This is a genomic window from Marinomonas pontica (genome assembly GCF_026191375.1).
In the GTDB taxonomy this organism is placed as follows: domain Bacteria; phylum Pseudomonadota; class Gammaproteobacteria; order Pseudomonadales; family Marinomonadaceae; genus Marinomonas; species Marinomonas pontica.
On record NZ_JAODTL010000060.1, the window covers coordinates 1 to 19,450 of the forward strand.

Annotated in this window: 16 protein-coding genes; 8 read left to right on the forward strand and 8 right to left on the reverse strand. The window is 46.5% G+C overall.

Annotated elements, in window-relative coordinates:
- Positions 1-100: 100 nt before the first annotated feature.
- A complete protein-coding gene (locus N5P32_RS17510; RefSeq protein ID WP_265730296.1) occupies positions 101-964 on the reverse strand; it encodes an urea carboxylase-associated family protein in 864 nt (287 codons plus the stop codon).
- A 106-nt stretch (positions 965-1,070) separates the two neighbouring features.
- Between N5P32_RS17510 and N5P32_RS17515 the strand changes: the two genes are divergently transcribed.
- Positions 1,071-1,931, forward strand: coding sequence for a LysR family transcriptional regulator (locus N5P32_RS17515; protein WP_265730297.1), 861 nt, complete (start codon positions 1,071-1,073; stop codon positions 1,929-1,931).
- A 59-nt stretch (positions 1,932-1,990) separates the two neighbouring features.
- Here the strand turns inward: N5P32_RS17515 and purL are convergent, their stop codons facing one another.
- Both purL and tadA read right to left on the reverse strand, forming a co-directional pair.
- Entirely contained in the window at positions 1,991-5,890 is a 3,900-nt protein-coding gene (gene purL, locus N5P32_RS17520) for a phosphoribosylformylglycinamidine synthase (protein WP_265730298.1), read from the reverse strand.
- 117 nt (positions 5,891-6,007) lie between these two features.
- Positions 6,008-6,496 carry a tRNA adenosine(34) deaminase TadA gene (gene tadA / locus N5P32_RS17525; protein ID WP_265730299.1) on the reverse strand — a complete coding sequence of 163 codons (489 nt, stop codon included), beginning with the start codon at positions 6,494-6,496 and terminating at the stop codon, positions 6,008-6,010.
- Positions 6,497-6,631: 135 nt separating this feature from the next.
- Between tadA and N5P32_RS17530 the strand changes: the two genes are divergently transcribed.
- Positions 6,632-7,054 carry a CBS domain-containing protein gene (locus N5P32_RS17530; RefSeq protein WP_265730300.1) on the forward strand — a complete coding sequence of 141 codons (423 nt, stop codon included), beginning with the start codon at positions 6,632-6,634 and terminating at the stop codon, positions 7,052-7,054.
- Positions 7,055-7,062: 8 nt separating this feature from the next.
- Here N5P32_RS17530 and N5P32_RS17535 read toward each other — a convergent pair whose 3' ends face one another.
- From N5P32_RS17535 to N5P32_RS17550, 4 genes are all read right to left on the reverse strand, one after another.
- Positions 7,063-7,320, reverse strand: coding sequence for a cold-shock protein (locus N5P32_RS17535; protein WP_265730301.1), 258 nt, complete (start codon positions 7,318-7,320; stop codon positions 7,063-7,065).
- An 89-nt stretch (positions 7,321-7,409) separates the two neighbouring features.
- The gene (locus tag N5P32_RS17540) at positions 7,410-10,193 is read right to left on the reverse strand and encodes a valine--tRNA ligase (protein WP_265730302.1); all 2,784 of its coding nucleotides are present in this window, start codon (positions 10,191-10,193) and stop codon (positions 7,410-7,412) included.
- Positions 10,194-10,324: 131 nt separating this feature from the next.
- Positions 10,325-10,729, reverse strand: coding sequence for a hypothetical protein (locus tag N5P32_RS17545; RefSeq protein ID WP_265730303.1), 405 nt, complete (start codon positions 10,727-10,729; stop codon positions 10,325-10,327).
- 279 nt (positions 10,730-11,008) lie between these two features.
- Complete coding sequence (locus N5P32_RS17550; protein ID WP_265730304.1) at positions 11,009-12,472, reverse strand: leucyl aminopeptidase; 1,464 nt, start codon at positions 12,470-12,472, stop codon at positions 11,009-11,011.
- Between the two features lie 126 nt (positions 12,473-12,598).
- Here N5P32_RS17550 and N5P32_RS17555 point away from each other — a divergent pair, with 126 nt between their 5' ends.
- Genes N5P32_RS17555 through lptG form a run of 3 tightly spaced genes read left to right on the forward strand, consistent with a single transcriptional unit; the run spans position 12,599 to position 14,777 of the window.
- Entirely contained in the window at positions 12,599-13,168 is a 570-nt protein-coding gene (locus tag N5P32_RS17555) for an LptF/LptG family permease (RefSeq protein WP_265730305.1), read from the forward strand.
- A 17-nt stretch (positions 13,169-13,185) separates the two neighbouring features.
- Complete coding sequence (locus N5P32_RS17560; protein WP_265730323.1) at positions 13,186-13,719, forward strand: LptF/LptG family permease; 534 nt, start codon at positions 13,186-13,188, stop codon at positions 13,717-13,719.
- Positions 13,716-14,777: an LPS export ABC transporter permease LptG gene (gene lptG / locus N5P32_RS17565; RefSeq protein WP_265730306.1), complete on the forward strand. Its 1,062-nt coding sequence runs from the start codon at positions 13,716-13,718 to the stop codon at positions 14,775-14,777. The genes N5P32_RS17560 and lptG overlap by 4 nt, the downstream gene beginning before the upstream one ends.
- A gap of 34 nt (positions 14,778-14,811) precedes the next feature.
- On the opposite strand, the gene N5P32_RS17570 is transcribed toward lptG, so the two are convergent.
- Entirely contained in the window at positions 14,812-15,981 is a 1,170-nt protein-coding gene (locus N5P32_RS17570; protein WP_265730307.1) for an aminotransferase class I/II-fold pyridoxal phosphate-dependent enzyme, read from the reverse strand.
- Positions 15,982-16,139: 158 nt separating this feature from the next.
- On the opposite strand from N5P32_RS17570, the gene dksA reads away from it, so the two are divergent.
- From dksA to N5P32_RS17585, 3 genes are all read left to right on the forward strand, one after another.
- The gene (gene dksA / locus N5P32_RS17575; protein ID WP_409371116.1) at positions 16,140-16,574 is read left to right on the forward strand and encodes an RNA polymerase-binding protein DksA; all 435 of its coding nucleotides are present in this window, start codon (positions 16,140-16,142) and stop codon (positions 16,572-16,574) included.
- Positions 16,575-16,579: 5 nt separating this feature from the next.
- Positions 16,580-17,479, forward strand: coding sequence for a tRNA glutamyl-Q(34) synthetase GluQRS (gluQRS, locus tag N5P32_RS17580; RefSeq protein WP_265730309.1), 900 nt, complete (start codon positions 16,580-16,582; stop codon positions 17,477-17,479).
- Between the two features lie 96 nt (positions 17,480-17,575).
- A complete protein-coding gene (locus tag N5P32_RS17585) occupies positions 17,576-18,967 on the forward strand; it encodes a sigma-54-dependent transcriptional regulator (protein WP_265730310.1) in 1,392 nt (463 codons plus the stop codon).
- Positions 18,968-19,450: the final 483 nt, after the last annotated feature.

Consider the following 19,450-nt stretch of genomic DNA (forward strand, 5'->3'; position numbering starts at 1 on the left):
TTTTTCGAATATTTTTTAAAAATAATAGAAAAACCACCACACCTGATCGAATTTCAAACAACTCGATGTCATTTTGCTCATTTAACAAACAAAACGAGGCTCACAAGCCTCGTTTGACGCTCTCCCAATCTGTTGCAGGCGTCTGTAAACCATGACGCCCTTTATAGTCAGGACTTTTTGGCGATTGCCATTGCACCAAAGCAGCAGACTCTAATTTGTAGATATCCACTTCAAGCGGATGACAGGTAGAAAGAGGATCCACCCCATCTCGACCAAGAAAATCGACCGACAAGTCACCCCCAGGACAACAAGACATCGCACACAACAAATCGATCTCCGCAAAAAATTCGAGATAATCGCCTTTTTGAGCAGGGCATGGCTTCATAAAGTACTGATCGTCATTATTTAGACCTGTACACTGAAAAACATTCAAAACGTCATGCACATCAAACTCCGTTAAACCATGAGGAAGAATGGCTCTAACCAAGTTTGAATGACAATGGAAGTCAAAATCTTCCCCTGTAAGTAGGTAATTAATATATGGATCACAACGAGTACCTAATAAATCATGTACTCGTCCGCCGTCTTCATCCTTTCCATAATCTTCCAAAGTATCTTCAATAATGGTGGCCATAGGGCGCAAGAAAGGCAATGTCGACCATAATCTGTCATAGGTACTCACATGGGCACGCTGCAATTGACGAGTGCGCGACGCCCACATTCTTTCTCTTGGGTCATGCAAGTTCCACATATTGAAATCCCCTACTTGCGGCCCTTCCGAAACACGGATACGAAACACATGCCCTGCGGGTACCTTCCACGCCAACCCTGAACGCATAGGAATCTTAACCGTTTCAACTAAAGTACGTTTGGCACCGCCTTCTTTTAACGAATCATAAAATGCTTTATTGACAGCAAGTGCTGACCCTTCACCCGACCTGTACGCCGCTTCTATATTGGCCATATTTTTCTCCAGATTGTATTTCCGTTTGACTTAGAGTAAAAAAAGCAAACACTGAAAAAAATAGACTTTTATCTTCAATACATGACAAAAATTTAAGAGTGACGTTATGAGTCTTCCCTACACTGCATTACACACCTTTCACCTCGCCGTCCGGTTCGGCAATCTAAAGCAAACCGCAGACCATTTAAACTTAACCGAATCCGCAGTTAGCCATCAGATAAAACGTCTAGAAGCGCAATTGGGCTACGCTCTTTTTTATAAATCAGGCCGACAACTTAAAACCACACCAGAGGGAACCCATCTTGCACAGGAGCTCGCCCACCCGTTTGATCATATTGACCAAACGCTTTCAAACACTAAAAGGCAAGCACACAACACCATTACCATTTATTGTCTACCTTCTTTAATAGAGCTCTGGTTACTCCCTAAATTACTGACGTTCAAACAACACTATCCAGAATACAATTTGATTATTCGCTATCACTCCTCTTCCCCAGACTATCTGGATGAGCATTGCCTAAGAATCGGCAGCCATGAAAAAGAGAGCCATTCACCTTATCTCACACACACTCTCTTTTCGGCCGAAACCATCCCTGTCTGCAGCCCCATTTATTTAAGCCAACACGCAGAACTGTCCGATGAACGCCGCTTACGAAAAGCCGACCTATTACACGACCATTCAGAAGCAAGTTGGTTCGACTGGTTTTTAAAGCAAGGCCTCAGCGCACCACCTTCCTCAAAAGTCTTATATGAAGACTTTCATTTGTTAAAAATGGCCACCCTTGCCGCACAAGGCGTTGCACTTTGCCCAGAAATATTGATTCAACAAGACCTAAAAAGCGGCGCACTCATCGCACTATCCTCGCAAAAAGGCAACATAGGTCGCTACTATGCAATAGAGCAAAACCGTTACGCCCATTCCAATGTTCGCTTGCTGATCGACCATCTTGGTCTTGATCAAGCATAAAAAAGCCCCCTAACTTACGTTAGAGGGCTTTCATCAAAAAGAGGCATTAATCTAATCGATTAACCCAACCACTTTCTCGCATTTTGGAACAAACGTAGCCAAGGCGCTTGCTCTTGCCATTCGCTTGGGTGCCAACTGTGCTGAACCGTACGATAAACACGCTCTGGGTGAGGCATCATAATCGTCACTCGACCATCTTCTGACGTCAATCCAGTCACGCCTTGAGCAGAACCATTCGGGTTAAATGGGTAACGCTCTGTTGCTTGACCATAGTTATCCACATAGCGCAAAGCGATTTGATTCGCCGCTGCCAACGCTGACATATCCTGGTCATCACGGTATTCCGTTTGACCTTCACCGTGAGCCACAGCAATGGGCATACGTGAACCTTCCATACCAGCAAGCAAGATAGAGTTCGATTTTTGAACTTCTACTTGCACAAGACGTGCTTCAAACTGAGAAGATTGGTTACGAACAAACTTCGGCCAATGCCCTGCACCAGGAATCAATTCATATAAATTCGACAACATCTGACAACCGTTGCACACACCAAGTGTGAAGGTATCAGGACGATTGAAGAATGTTTCGAATTGCTCACGAGCAATAGGGTTGAAAAGAATAGACTTCGCCCAACCTTCACCCGCCCCCAATACGTCACCGTATGAGAAACCACCACAGGCGACCAAACCGCTGAATTGATCTAGCGTAGTACGACCAGACAAGATATCACTCATGTGAACATCCACTGGCGTGAAGCCCGCTTTATGGAAAGCGGCTGCCATTTCCACTTGACCGTTAACGCCTTGCTCACGTAGAACAGCAATCTTAGGCTTAATACCAGAAGCAATAAATGCCGCAACAATGTCTTCATTCTGGTCAAAGCTTACCTTAGCGGATAAGCCTGGGTCTTTCGCGTCTAGCAAATTATCAAATTCTTGCTGTGCAGAATCAGGGTTATCTCGTAGTGCCTGAATACGGTAGCTGGTTTCAGACCACACTCGCTGCCAGTTAATACGCGATTCTTCCAATACCGTTTCACCAGCGAAACGCACTCGAATGCGATCATCACCAGACAAGGTCGCAATAGAAGTCACTGTTACACCTGCTTTTGCATAAGCAGCAACAATAGCGGCAACATCGGATTCATTAACCTGAATCACCGCACCCAACTCTTCGTTAAACAAAGCAGGGGCTACATCGGAACGATTTGCCACCGTGTCATCAAGATCGATATTCAATCCTAAATGACTGGCGAAAGACATTTCCGTTAATGTGGCAAACGCACCACCATCGGATCGGTCATGGTAAGCCAACAATTTACCTTCCGCGTTCAATGCTTGCGTGGTGTCAAAGAAGCCAGCCAATGTCGCAGCATCATCCACATCAGGAGCCTGCTGACCCAACTTGTTGTAAACCTGAGCAATAACAGAACCGCCAAGACGATTTTTACCCGCTCCCAAATCAATCAGCAACAAACGCGTGTCCGCTTTGTTTTGCAATTCTGGTGTCAACGTCTTACGAACATCAGCGACAGGAGCAAAGGCCGAGATAACCAAAGAAAGCGGAGACGTCACGGCTTTTTCTTGACCATCTTCTTTCCATACAGTTTTCATCGACATGGAGTCTTTACCCACTGGAATGGCGATATCCAATGCTGGGCACAACTCCATACCAACAGCCTTAACCGTTTGATAGAGTTTTTCGTCTTCACCTTCGTGACCCGCCGCCGCCATCCAATTCGCAGACAACTTAATGTTGCTACGCTTAGTAATCAACGCGGCAGCCAAGTTCGTTAACGCTTCACCGACAGCCATACGGCCAGAGGCTGGCGCGTCCAACAAAGCAACGGGCGTACGTTCGCCCATTGTCATGGCTTCACCCGTGTAGCTTTCTAGGGAAGACGTTGTTACCGCCACATCCGCGACTGGCACTTGCCAAGGCCCCACCATTTGATCACGAGCAACCATGCCTGTGATTGAGCGATCACCAATAGTGATTAGGAAATTTTTGCTAGCCACCGTTGGTAGGCTAAGAACACGGTTTGCCGCATCCGCAAGATCCACGTCAACCGCAGTAAAATCATCACCCGCAATCACCGCTTTGGTTGCTTCGCGATGCATTTTAGGTGGCTTGCCAAACAACACAGACATCGGTAAATCAACAGGGTTGTTACCAAAATGCTCATCCGCCACTTGCAAATGCAGCTCTTCTTTGGCATCACCAACGATAGCGAAAGGGCAACGCTCGCGTTCACAGATCGCAGTAAACTCTTCAATACGATCAGGAGAAACAGCCATCACATAACGCTCTTGCGATTCGTTACACCAGATTTCTAATGGCGACATGCCAGGCTCATCATTAAGAACCTTACGCAAATCAAAGTTACCGCCGCGCTCGCCGTCTTTTACCAACTCAGGCAAAGCGTTAGACAAACCACCAGCACCCACATCATGAATAAAACTGATTGGGTTCTTATCGCCAAGCTGCCAACAACGGTCGATCACTTCCTGACAACGACGCTCCATTTCTGGATTACCACGCTGTACAGAGGCAAAATCAAGATCTTCATTACCGTCAGCAGACGCCATGGAGGACGCCGCGCCGCCACCTAGACCGATCAACATGGCAGGGCCACCAAGCACAATTAACTTAGCACCCACTTTGATCTCTTGTTTTTCCACGTGCTCACGGCGAATGTTACCAATACCACCCGCTAACATGATTGGCTTGTGGTAACCGCGCACTTCTTCTTGCGAAGCGCCTTGGATTTTTTGCTCGTAAGTACGGAAATAGCCCAATAAATTAGGGCGGCCAAATTCGTTGTTAAACGCAGCGCCACCGATAGGCCCTTCGATCATAATATCCAAAGGCGTCACGATACGAGAAGGCTTACCGTAGTAACTTTCCCATGGCTGTTCAAAACCAGGAATTTTAAGGTCGGATACTGTGTAACCACTCAACCCCGCTTTTGGTTTAGCGCCAATACCCGTCGCGCCTTCATCACGAATCTCACCACCAGAACCGGTTGCCGCCCCAGAAAACGGTGCAATCGCCGTTGGGTGGTTATGGGTTTCTACCTTCATCAATATATCGATGTTTTCATGACTGAAATCGTATTCGCGAGTTTCAGCCGATGGGAAGAAACGTCCACCAAAGTGACCTTCCATCACAGCGGCGTTGTCTTTGTATGCTGACAAGGTGCCATGTGGATTATGCTCGTGGGTATTCTTGATCATCTTAAACAAAGAGCGCTCTTGCTCTTCGCCGTCAATGGTCCAAGACGCATTAAAAATTTTGTGACGACAATGCTCTGAGTTTGCCTGTGCAAACATCATTAGCTCAACATCGATTGGATTGCGACCCAACTCAATGAAAGACTCAACAAGGTAATCAATTTCGTCGTCAGCAAGAGCAAGACCTAGCGTTTGGTTTGCCTCAACCAACGCCGCTCGTCCACCGCCTAATACGTCAACACTGGCCATCGGCGCAGGTTCCGCATGAGAAAACATGTCAGTCGCGTCGCTTAATGCCGGAAGCACGCTTTCTGTCATGCGGTCATGCAACATAGCCGACAGCAGATCTAGCTCTTCAAGCGCCAGTGGCGCAGAGCTATGAATAAAATACTCAACGCCACGTTCGACGCGAGAAACGGCGGCAAGACCGCAGTTATGAAGAATATCGGTTGCTTTCGATGACCAAGGTGAAATTGTTCCTAAACGAGGAACCACAAGAACACTTTGATCAGATGAACTGACTTGGGAGGATTTAGGACCGTAGGCCAAAGCACGTTGAAGAACAGTTTCCTGTTCTGCGGTCAGCGTTTGATTATCAGCCAACTCCACGAAATGGAGAAATTGAGCGTCAACATCCGTAACAGACGGAATAGATGCTTGCATATTGGCTAATAACTTTGCCTTGCGAAACGCTGAAAGCGCTGCGGAACCATGCAGGGTTAGCATGTTGAGTATTGCCTCACTTGGTAGTTTTGGGGAAATGGTGCAGGTATTTTAAATCAATGAGGCAAATAGAGGCTAGCAGAGTATGAAATTTCTACACAAAATGACGGAATAATTCGTCTAAATCGCCTTTTTTGCCTGTTCTTTGAGCTTCTTTTTTTGCTCTCGACGGTATTGGAAGAACTGGGTGAGCTGCATAGACGCTGTTTCAGCCAAAACGCCAGACTCAGTAAACACTTTGTGATTCAGAAAGGGCAAATCGAAAAACGCCGACTGACTTTCGACTACGCCACTTTTAGGTTCAGTTGCCGCATACACAACTCGATCAATACGCGAATGCACAATTGCACCAGCGCACATGGAACAGGGCTCCAAGGTGACGTATAACGTTGCACCAGGCAATCGATAATTATTCATCGTTTTACACGCCATACGGATGGCTTGGATTTCAGCGTGGGCGGTTGGGTCACACAAGGATATGGGCGAGTTATAGCCTTCGCCTATGATGTTATCGTTCAAAACCACAATAGCACCAACCGGAATTTCGTTTTCCGAAGCGGCTACGCTGGCCAATTCAATCGCCCGCGCCATCCATTCTTGGTCTGTCATTCTTGATCTACCTCAAGGCGGCTAAATTGCCTCAATTACACGATTGCCTTCGATGGGCAATCCGCTCTACACTCAATAATAGTGTCAAATATCACGCTAGAATAACAACGCAGAGAAACAAAAGGAGATTCATTCATGCGCACAGTGGCCGACCTGATGATCACCAACTTGGTGACCTTGAAAGAAAACGACTCTTTAGCAAAAGCCAAAGCGTTAATGCAGGAAAAAAACATTCGTAACATTCCCATCGTAAACGACGACAATGAATGCGTCGGCATGCTAACGCAACGAGAATACTTGCGTCATGCCTTTCATCTGGTTAGTCAGTTCGGCACACAACAAATATCCAAAAAAGAACAACAGACGCCCATCGCCAATGCCATGAACAAAGACATTCTAACCGTCAGCCCAGACACCGATTTAGACATGGCCGCTGAGTTCTTTATTGAAAACAAATACGGCAGCCTTCCCGTTACCGAGAACAACAAACTCGTTGGCATTATCACACCCGTCGATTTTGTGAAGCTGGCTCACAAGATGCTACAAGAATCCAAATAATGCCCGAGTTAAGCATCAACTAACTGCTTATTAGAGTGAGAGGCCAGTGATGACGCCTCTTTCTCTAATTGCACATCCATTGCTTGCAAGCCGAAATCCGTAGTGGACAAAAAGAAACTCACCGACTGCCCTTTTCTTAGGCTTTTATGACCATCACAAGCAATCGACTTGTAATGCACGAACACATCACTGTCTTCTTCTCTCTTGATAAAACCCACGCCTTTTGCGTCGTTAAACCACTTCACTTTTCCAGTTAATCGTTCCATTACAGAATCGCCTCTTTTTTATTTTTATTAAGTAAGCGAGAGATCAGAAGTCGAGTGACTTCTGATCTCTGGGTAACAGCACTGTCTATTTATAAAGACTCAATGCTGCTTTTTTGTTCTTCCAACTTAGTCACCGCAAGCTGCAAATCGTCACACTTAGCACGCTCTTTCTCAACCACTTCAACTGGCGCTTTCGCCACAAAGCTGTCATTCGAAAGCTTGCCTTGAATGCGCTGCAATTCTTTGGATGCTTTGTCGATTTCTTTCTGCAAACGTGCCAGTTCTGCTTCTTTATCAATCAAACCGGCCATTGGCACCAACACTTCCATATCACCCACCAACGCCGTTGCCGACATTGGCGCTTCATCGCCCGCATTCAACCAAGTCACAGACTCTAATTTCGCCAAAGTTTGCAAGAAGGTTAAATTCGCTTCCAAACGCGCTTTATCTTGCTCAGAACCATTTCGGAACAAAATAGTCAGAGGCTTAGAAGGAGAAATATTCATTTCACCACGGATATTACGAATCCCTTCAATCACCCCTTTCAGCCACTCAACATCGGCTTCTGCTTGCGAATCCACTTTGGCGTCATTGGCAACAGGATACTCACCCAACATGATGGTGTCACCTTCGATACCAGCCAGCGGTGCAACACGCTGCCAAATTTCTTCGGTCAAGAATGGCATCATTGGGTGAGCAAGGCGAAGGAAGGCTTCCAACACACGAACCAAAGTACGACGCGTGCCCGTCAATTGCGCAGCCGTTGCGTTTTCGTCCCACAGTACCGGCTTAGATAACTCCAAGTACCAATCACAGTATTCGTGCCACATAAATTCATAAAGCGCTTGAGCCGCCAAATCAAAGCGGTGCGTATCGAATGCGCGGTTTACCGCTTCTTCTGCGTGCTGTAAGCGAGAAATAATCCATTTATCAGCAAGAGACAATGCTACTTCTGCGCCATTTTGACCACAATCCTGATCCTCTGTGTTCATCAAGACATAACGCGTCGCGTTCCAAATCTTGTTACAGAAGTTGCGATAACCTTCCAAGCGATTCAAATCAAATTTGATATCACGACCACCGGACGCCAATGAACAAAGCGTAAAACGCAAAGCATCCGTACCGTAGGCCTGAATGCCTTCTGGGTAAGTTTCACGAGTATTCTTTTCGACTTTTTCAGCCAATCGTGGCTGCATCATGCCGTAAGTTCGCTTCGCCACCAAAGACTCGATATCAATACCATTGATCAAATCTAATGGATCAATAACATTCCCTTTGGACTTCGACATTTTATCGCCGCGCTCATCACGAATAAGCCCTGTGATGTAAACGGTTTTGAAAGGAACTTTATTGGTAAACTTCAGCGTCATCATGATCATTCTGGCCACCCAGAAGAAAATAATATCAAACCCTGTTACCAACACATCCGACTCACTGAATTCAGCAAAATCTTGTGTTTCTTCTGGCCAGCCTTGTGTAGCAAAGGTCCAAAGTGCAGAAGAAAACCACGTATCCAATACGTCTTCGTCTTGCGTCAATTCAACGTCGGCGCCTAGGCTGTATTTGGCACGAACCTCTTCTTCGTTCTTACCAACGTAATGTTTGCCTTCCGCATCGTACCAAGCAGGGATTTGATGCCCCCACCAAAGTTGACGAGAGATACACCAATCCTGAAGATCGCGCATCCAAGCAAAGTAGGTGTTTTCCCATTGCTTAGGGACAAATTGAATGTCGCCATTTTCAACGGCTTCGATCGCAGGCTTAGCCAAAGACTCGACCGCCACATACCACTGTTGTGTCAGGTAAGGTTCAATAACGGTATTACCTCGTTCACCGCGAGGCACTTTCAACTTATGGTCGGCCACTTTTTCAAGCAAACCAAGTGCATCAAAATCGGCAACAACCGCTTTACGCGCATCAAAGCGATCCATACCACGGTATTTTTCGGGCGCCGTATCATTGATTGCTGCATCGTCAGTGAAAATATTAATCAATGGCATATCGTGGCGCTTGCCCACTTCATAGTCATTGAAATCGTGAGCAGGCGTGATTTTCACACAACCCGTACCGAATTCTTTGTCTACGTATTCGTCAGCCACAATCGGAATACGACGACCAACTAGTGGCAACTCTACAAACTTACCTACCAAATCCGTGAAACGCTCATCGTCTAGAGCCACCGCAACCGCCGCGTCACCAAACATCGTTTCTGGGCGCGTAGTGGCCACAACAATGTAATCTTTGCCATCGGCTGTTTTTACGCCATCCGCTAATGGATAACGGAAGTACCACATGAAGCCGTTTTCTTCTTCAGAAACCACTTCAAGATCAGAAATTGCCGTGTGCAAAACTGGATCCCAGTTTACCAAGCGCTGACCTCGGTAAATGATGCCTTCATCAAACAAGCGAACAAACACTTCCTGAACGGCCGCAGACATACCAGGGTCCATCGTGAAGCGCTCTTTATCCCACGCAACCGAGTCGCCCAAAACACGCATTTGGTCTGAAATAGTACCGCCAGATTGCGCTTTCCATTCCCACACTTTTTCAAGGAATTTTTCACGGCCAAGGTCATGACGAGTCACATTTTGTGCTGCCAATTGACGTTCAACCACCATTTGCGTAGCAATACCCGCGTGGTCACAGCCCGGCTGCCACAATGTACGGCTGCCTTTCATACGCTCACGACGAATCATTGCGTCCATCAAGGAATGCTGGAAAGCATGCCCCATGTGCAAACTTCCTGTGACATTTGGTGGTGGAATCATGATGGAGAAAGGCGTTCCGTTGCCTTGAGGTGTGAAATATCCACTCTCTTCCCAACGTTGATAAATAGGTTGTTCAATACTCTGAGGTTGGTAGGTCTTTTCCATTATGGTGTCTTAAGGCTCTTATGTAGCGGTCAATTGTAATGTGAAGAATTATAACGTGTCATAACAAGATAAAGAATAACACGCACATAATTAAGACGTTCGTCTGGCAATTGATTGCCTGATCGCGCGGTCTACTCTTCGCTGTGTGGTTCTTGTTTACTTGGCGTAGTTGTCATGGACGATGTTTGCAGCACCTGCATCACCTCTTGAACGATCTCAGGCAGACGTTTGGCCAGTACTTCAGAAATAGCGGCGGCTATACACTCTAGTGATGCTACTTCGTGAATCTGTGCTTGTTGTGAAGACGCCTTCGCTTCAGAGCAGGAAGTCACTAAAGAATCAGCCTGCGTATCTTGCTCAGGCGCATCGCTCAAAGACTGGGCAAAATGCGCTTCTTGGCTTGTGGAAATGGACACTTGCTCTTCAACAACATCCATTAAAATCGGAATATCGTCCTGATTTCGTAAAGCTGACATCAATGTTTCTTCATCTGGTTCGAAAACACCATCATCATGCTGCGTAGCGAGATTTGACATAGGAAAAACCAACGTTAAGAACACACAATACAACACGCAAAATACCGCAGACGGTTTTGCACATTGCTCTTAATAGCCCTCAACTTTCGCACTGACAAACACAAAAGTCCACCCTCTAACCACATAGGCTGCGCTCTATTCGAATCAGAGTAAAAATAACACCTTGATCAGGCTAATGTTTCCTTGGATATTTCCTATAAAAAAAGCAGTGATGAAACCTCATCACTGCTTTAGAAAACAACGAATACCCTTGTCAACACCCGTATTGCTGTTAAAAAATTACGCCTCTTTGCTAAGCAAATAACGCGTCAACAAGGCAACAGGGCGACCACTTGCGCCTTTCGTTGCGCCGCCAGCCCATGCCGTCCCAGCAATATCCAAATGCGCCCAAGGGTAAGAACCCGTAAAGCGAGAGAGGAAACACGCCGCCGTCACCGAGCCCGCTTCAGGACCGCCAATGTTGGCAATGTCTGCAAAGTTGCTGTCCAACTGCTGCTGGTATTCTTCATCTAAAGGCATTTGCCAAAGCTTATCGGCAGACACTTGGCTCGCTGTTTTCAATTCTGACGCCAAATCATCGTTGTTTGCGTACATGCCGGAGTTAACACTTCCCAACGCAACCACGCAAGCGCCCGTTAGAGTCGCGATATCAACCACCGACTTAGGCTTGAAGCGCTCGATGTAAGTCAAAGCATCGCAAAGCACCAAACGACCTTCTGCGTCGGTATTCAATATTTCTACCGTCTGGCCAGACATGGTTTTCACAATATCGCCTGGCTTCGTCGCGCGACCGCTTGGCATATTTTCAGCGGCGGCAATAACCGCCGTGAAGTTTAGCTTTGGTTTTAGCTCGCAAATCGCTTTCATCGTGCCAAAGACACTGGCCGCACCACACATGTCGTACTTCATCTCATCCATTTTTGGGCCAGGTTTCAAAGAAATACCGCCCGTGTCGAACGTAATACCTTTACCAAGCAACACATGAGGCGCATCGCCCTCTTCGCCACCACGGTAATTCATCACGATCAAGTAACTTGGTTGATCGCTACCATGCCCCACAGACAACAGACAGTGCATGCCCAGTTCGTCCATTTTACTTTCATCCAATAACTCAACACCGATACTGTATTCTTCGCCCAGCTGTTGTGCTTTGGACGCAAGATAGCTTGGCGTACACACGTTACCAGGAAGATTCCCCAGTTGACGCGCAAAGGCCGACCCTTTCGCTGTCGCCGTACCAATAGCCAATGCGGCTTCATCTGTGCCTTCTAGCAACAAAGACGTCACTTTGGTGGTTTTCTCGGCATCGTCTTTTTTGAAGCCAAGAAAGTTGTAAAAACCTTCATTTAGCCATTGCGCCACTAGCGCCAACGTGTCAGATTCTGAACGCCGCTTAATCGCAAGACCCGCGTTTGCTACGGCAACGGACGCAAACGGTAAACCTTTAATTTGAGCGGCAATCGCGGCCACCACTTTGCGTGCCTGCATATCACTCAGCGTCGCATCTTTACCAATACCAACCAACAACACCGCTTGTGCAAACTCTTGCGACACGCCTGGCAACAATAACGTTTGCGCCACGCCGCCTTTAAAAACACCACTTTCACGTAACTGAGCAATCTGCCCATTGGCATTTGCGTCAAGCCACGCGGTGGACTCAGAAAAATCCCCTTCACTCGGCACAAAGGCAACGAGCAAATCAGCTTGTACTGTCGACAAGCGATCAAATAACGCCATATTCATGAAAAAACCCTCAAACAATAACTTTTTAAAAAAACTGGATAATGTCCTTCTTACCACGAGATAATGGGGGCTTTAGATGTGTAATCAACTCTACGCTTAGAAAGCAAGATTCATCCAGAGGTGACTTTGAGACTATTCAAATACTTAGCGAAAGAAGTGCTGGTGTCAACAGCAGGCGTGACGCTAATTTTACTGCTCGTCATTCTAAGTGGCCGTTTTTCGTTTTACTTGAGTCAAATTGCCGACGGCAACATGACGTTCGAATTTTTGTTCATCATACTTGGCTATCACATCCCCAGCTTCATTCAGATGATTTTACCGCTGGCCTTCTTTCTGTCGTTATTACTCGCTTTTGGTCGGCTTTACATTGAAAACGAAATGTCCGTGTTATTTTCCAGCGGCATCAGCAAGATCAAATTAGCAGGCTACACGCTCGGCATCGCTTGTTTGATTAGCCTTGCCAGCGCCACGATTAACCTTTGGCTTGCACCCTATAGTGAATACAAAGCCGCCGAAGCGTACCAAGCAAAGAACCAACTGTCTGCCTTTGACTTTTTAAAGCCCGGCCGCTTCGAAGGCAGCGGACAACGCACTACCTATATAGACAGTTTTACCCCGAAAGAAGGCTGGATGAATCAGGTGTTTTTATCTGACATTGTGCGCAAAAAGAAGGTAACATTCCCATCCAGACATTAGCCGCCTACGCGGAACAGCTGGAAGTCAGCTCAGAAGACAATCAGAAATACCTCGTTTTTAAAAATGGCACACGCTATGAAGGCAAGCCTGGCTCGGCGAACTACCGTATTACCCAATTCGACACGTATGCTGTTCGCATGGAAAATAAAGACGCCAGTGTCATTGATGAACCTTACACCAAAAGCACACTTAGCCTTATTCAAAGCGACAATCGATTGGAAAAAATAGAACTACAGTGGCGCATTTCTCTGGTGGTTATCATTCCTATTTTAGCCATCATTGGCTTGTCACTGAGTCAAGTAAACCCAAGACAAGGTCGATTCTTTAAAATGCTTCCGGCCATTCTGTTGATGATTTTTTATATTGCCATGCTAATTTGGGGGCGAACGGCACTTGAAAAAGAAAAGCTCCCAATGACGCTGGGACTATGGTGGATTCATGGCATTTTCATCGTCATTGCCGCACTGTTGTTTGCTCAGTTCAACCAGTTATTTGAAAGACGTAAAGCCCGACTTCCCAAGATTGACGATAAAAGCGAGCAACCCCTATGACTAAAATAGACCGATACATTGGCAACAGTGTTTTGTGGGCTTTCTTGATCGTCGCCGTTGTGCTGCTTGGGCTCGATTTTGCACTGACCTTTATCGAACAAATCAAAAAGGTCAACGACCACTATACCCTTCAGTCTCTACTGCAAGTGATTCTGTACCGTCTGCCGGGAAAACTGGCTGAATACATACCAATCGCCTCCCTTATCGGCACATTAATGGGGCTAGGCACTCTGGCTGCCACCTCCGAGCTAACGGTGATGCGTGCCGCTGGCATGCCCATTTGGCGAATCGGTTTTGCGGCTTGCCAGCCGATCTTGCTTGTGTCTTTGTTGGGCATGGGCATTTCTGAATATATCGCCCCAGCAGCCGCGCAAAAAGCCAACCTGATCGAAAAATTTAAAAACCAAGAAAGCGGCACATTTTCACTAACTGGTGGCGTTTGGCTAAAAGCAGACAATAACTTCGTCTATATCGATGCCGTGGATGGCAACGGCAAACTCTATAACATTCAGATTTTCTCTCCCGAAGGGCAAACACTTCAAAACATCAAAACCGCCAGCAGCGCAGAACACATCGAAGGCACTCAATGGCAATTAAACAACGTCACCGAAACCCTCTTTGCGGCCGATCATGTCGAGAAAAAGACCATGGCAAAAGCAAATTGGGACGTCAGTATAACGCCAGAACACCTGTTTCTGGCGGCTCAAGATCCTGACACACTGTCTTTGAGCCAACTGAAAAACTATCAACACTATTTAAGGGAGCAAAAGCTCGACAGCTCACAATACGAACTGGAGTTTTGGATAACGGCATTACGCCCGATCGCCTCATTGGCTCTGGTATTGGTGGCGCTGTCCAGTGTGTTCGGCCCACTTAGATCGTCGACTATGGGCAGCCGTATTTTCTCAGGGGTTATTATCGGGCTGGCGTTTCAAAACGCCCTCAACTTGTTTGGCCGTATGAGTGTCGCCATTAGCTTTCCACCTGTGATTGGTGTCAGCATTCCGATCATTATTTGTTTGCTGGCTGGCATCGTACTAATAAGACGCAGAGGCTAACTCTGCGCCTTTAATTAGTACGTAAAGACTGTTCCTATTTACACTCGATAAAGCGTTCAATTCTTGCCAACGCCTGCTTTAACCTTTCCTCATCGCAAGTATAAGCAAAGCGAACGTATTTATGAGCGTCCTTAACCCCAAAATCCGCGCCCGGAGTTAGCGCTACTTTTTCTTGTTCAAGCAAGGCCAAGCACCAGGTCATGGCATCTTGAGTAATACCGGAAACATCCACATACACATAAAATGCGCCATGCGCGGGTGCAACCACAGGCAAACCTAACTCACGCAAACCATCAAGCAATACCCGTCGACGCGCGTTTAGTGTCTGCCTGCGCGCTTCACACTCCGCCAACACATCGGCATTAAATGCGCGAACTGCAGCGTATTGCGACACACTGGGCGCCGAAATGAATAAATTTTGCGCCAGCTTGGTTGCGCCTTCAATCGCCCACTCTGGGACAACAATCCAACCGAGTCGCCAGCCAGTCATCGCAAAATATTTTGAAAAACTGTTAATCACAAAAATATCGTCTGCTACAGACAAGGCCGAGAAATCCTCACCCTCGTAAACCAAGCCTTGGTAAATTTCATCCACCAATAAATGCCCGCCTAACGACCGTACTTTTTGCCACGCTTCTTCTATATAAGCCCTGCTCAACACCGCACCGGTCGGATTCGAAGGGGATGCCAACCAAAGCCCAGACGTTTTCTCAGACCAATACCCAGCCAGCTTTTGCAATGACAACTCAAAGCCATTTTTAGCGTCTGTGTCCACCAACGTAGCCATTGCGCCAACCTGCGTTAAGAAATGTCGATTACAGGGATAGCATGGATCTGGCATCAGCACTTCATCACCGGCGTTAACCATCAAGGACGCCATCAGCAACAGCGCACCAGAAGCGCCAGGCGTAATAATAATCCTCTCTGGAGAAACATCGACTTGATAGCGACGCAGATAATCTTCGCTAATCGCCTTCTTTAACTCAGGCAGCCCTGTGGCGGAGGTATAACCCGTTTTTCCCTCTTGAATGGCCGACACACCGGCATCACCTACCGCGTCCACAGCCACAAAATCGGGCTCACCAATTTCAAGATGGATGACATCGTCACCCTGAGCTTCCAGCTGTTTCGCACGCGCCAGAACCGCCATGACTTGAAAGGGCGCAATTTGCCCTACTCGTGTCGCCAACTTCTGCTTTTCCATTCCACTTTCTCTACTTAATTCAAAAATATCGCGACATTTTGCGCAAAAAATGTGGTTAAGCGCCACATTATCTGGTAAGTTTCCGCCCGAAAATAAATCACCTAATTTTATTGGTTACAGGCTACCACAATGGAAACCTGCGAAGTGAGGCAATGCGTATGCCAAAAATGAACCCTGAGTCATTAATGAAAGACTTCACTCCTTATGTTGCTAAGGATGGCGAAGAATACATGAACGAGAACCAGTTGGCGCACTTTAAAAGCATCCTACTCAACTGGAAGCAAAACCTTATGGAAGAGGTTGACCGTACTGTTCACCACCTAAAAGAAGAAGCGGTGAACTACGCGGATCCAAATGATCGTGCTAGCCAAGAAGAAGAATTTAGCCTAGAACTTCGCGCTCGTGATCGCGAACGCAAGCTGGTTAAGAAAATCTCTCAGACGATTGAGCTTATCGACGCTGATGATTATGGCTATTGCGAAGAGTGCGGCATTGAAATCGGCATTCGCCGACTAGAAGCGCGCCCAACAGCCACTATGTGTATCGATTGCAAAACATTGGCTGAAATCAAAGAGAAGCAAATCGGCGGCTAACTCTGGTGTCTCACCATGTTACCCCCACACCGACTCTCTATCGTGGCCGATTTGCACCATCGCCAACCGGCCCACTCCATTTCGGCTCGCTAGTCAGCGCATTAGCGAGCTATCTGGATGCAAAAAAACACCAAGGCTGCTGGATCATTCGCATCGAAGATGTTGATGGAACACGTTGCAAACCTGTGTTCGCAGAACAAATCCTAGAGACATTAAACAGCTACCAGCTTTTTTCTGACGAACCCGTTCGCACCCAAAGCCACCACACAGACACCTACGAACAACACCTGCAACATCTAAAAGACCAACATCAAGCTTTCCCCTGCAATTGCACTCGTCAGTCTCTTGCTCAATCTGCTGGCAATCATCCACTCGAATGCGATAGCACCACCGCAGAGCCCCACTCATGGCGTCTCAAACCCAGCGATCTGGTGTACCAATATAAGGATGAAATACAAGGCACGTTAGTCTTCACTGACGACCTAAAAAACAATAGCCCCGTTCTAAAAAGAAAAGACGGTTACTTCTCTTACCAAATCGCCGTGGTTGTCGACGACCACTTACAGAACATCAACCATCTAGTAAGAGGCGCCGATCTAATAGAAACAACAGCTCAACAGCTTCATCTCTATCACCTTTTTGGCTGGACGCCGCCCAGCATTTGCCACATTCCACTCATAACCAATGATGTTGGCGACAAAATCAGCAAGCAAAATCACGCCAAAGCCATACCAAATGGCGACCTACCCACATTACTGCGCGCATTGCATTACCTAAAGATCGACCTAAACCAGCCAAAAAACATTCATGAAGCCCTTACCTTAGCGATCAAGGCGTGGAATCCAAGCCAATTGACCGGTATTCAATCTTCCCCACTAGAAGAACAAGACCTACCTCTTATCTAACGTTGAAAAACAGTCTCTCGCTATCCCGTCATCCACCTCGACCAAACAGACCGTTTGTGTATAATCGTTACACTAGTTACAAGAGGTGACAACACCATGCACAGCATCATGATCATTTGCCCAGACAACTCACCACTAAAAGAATCCGAAAAGTGGCTGTCTCGCTATGGTTTTCAGGTCAATACAAGCCACTCATTAGAACAAGCCAACCGATATTACGAGCTTACTGAGTTTCACCTTTTACTGATCGATAACGACACCATCAAAGATCAAAAAACAGACATTCAATCGACGCCTCCAAGAATCATTCTGGACGCAAAGCCCAGCCTTAGCACTGGCGTCAACAGCATGTCAAAAGGAGCCCTTTACTACCTTCCGCTTCCAACCGACTCAGAAACGCTACTGAATCATGTCGTCAACGCACTAGAGCAGCAAGATCATCCCGCAACAGCCCTAGCCGAAGCGACCCCAACCACCACGTCCCGCACACCAAAAGAAGAAACGCTCACATTAGGAACGGAAGGCAGCGGCATCATTGGCCAATGTCAGCCGATGCAAGAGCTCTTTAGTGACATGCGCAAGATTGCTGGCACCGATGTAACCGTATTGATTCGAGGGGAATCGGGCACAGGTAAAGAACTGGTTGCCAAAGCGCTTCATAATTTAAGCCTTAGACACAATCACCCAATCATCAGTGTTAACTGTGCTGCCATTCCAGAAAACCTCATCGAATCCGAGCTATTCGGCCACGAAAAAGGCGCTTTCACTGGTGCTAGCGCGGCACACGACGGTCTTATCTTCGCGGCAGACAAAGGCACGCTATTTCTAGATGAGATAGGCGAATTACCACTGGAAGCCCAAGCAAGACTATTGCGCGTTTTGCAAGAAGGCGAGATACGCAGAGTGGGTGCCACTCAATCAACAAAAGTAAACATCAGACTCATTACCGCCACCCATAGAAACCTCATGGCCATGGTAAAACAAGGGCTGTTTCGTGAGGATTTATACTACCGACTTTACGTCATGGAACTCTTACTTCCACCACTAAGAGCAAGGGGAGACGACATTTCCATACTCGCCAAAAGTTTGCTGGAGAAGACCTGCCAAAAACACAACAAGCCCATTTACCAGTACAACAAAGCCTTCGACAAAGCCATACGTTCGCATGACTGGCCAGGCAATGTTCGAGAGCTTGAAAACGCCATAGAACGAGCCGTCATTCTAAGCCCTCAAGAGCGCGTAGACGCGTCAAACCTAAAACTGGCAAGCAAACAGAACACAAACACTTCAGAAGGACAGACAAGCGCTCACAACAGCGACACATTAGTAGGGACAACCCTTGATGACTACTTCAAGCACTTTGTTCTTACGCACCAACACAAGATGACAGAAACACAACTTGCACATTCTTTGGGCATATCCAGAAAAAGCCTCTGGGAAAGACGACAGAAGCTCGCCATACCCAAAAAAGTAACACCAGAAAAGTAACACTTGATACCAAAATACCCAAAAAATAAGCAAGAGTTTGTAAAGAAAACGAACAAAAATACACCTAAAGGCAATAAAATCAGTAGTTTATGTTTTTTGGCACAACAAATGCCTTATACATGGCACAACGATAAGAAGATTGACCAAGAATAAAAATAAGTTAATCGTCGTATGTGAGTTCTTAAGAATAAAAACAACAAATAGGAACACCGTGACCTCTTCAAACAAAAATAAAAATTTGAGGTCATGGATGGAAAATCGCTTTGGATAATTGATTTTTTTAGATATATAAGCCTTCGGGCAATGAAAACAATGCAATAATAAAAATAAAACCTGAGTAGAACTGCAGAAGCAGCACCCACTTTGTTTTCGGAACTAGTATCTTCATGTATCCAAAGCGATTATTTTATTTACTCTCTTGTAAATCCCAATCGCTTCCGTCATCTCTTCACAACAGCAACAAACCAATTTCAAACAAACAAC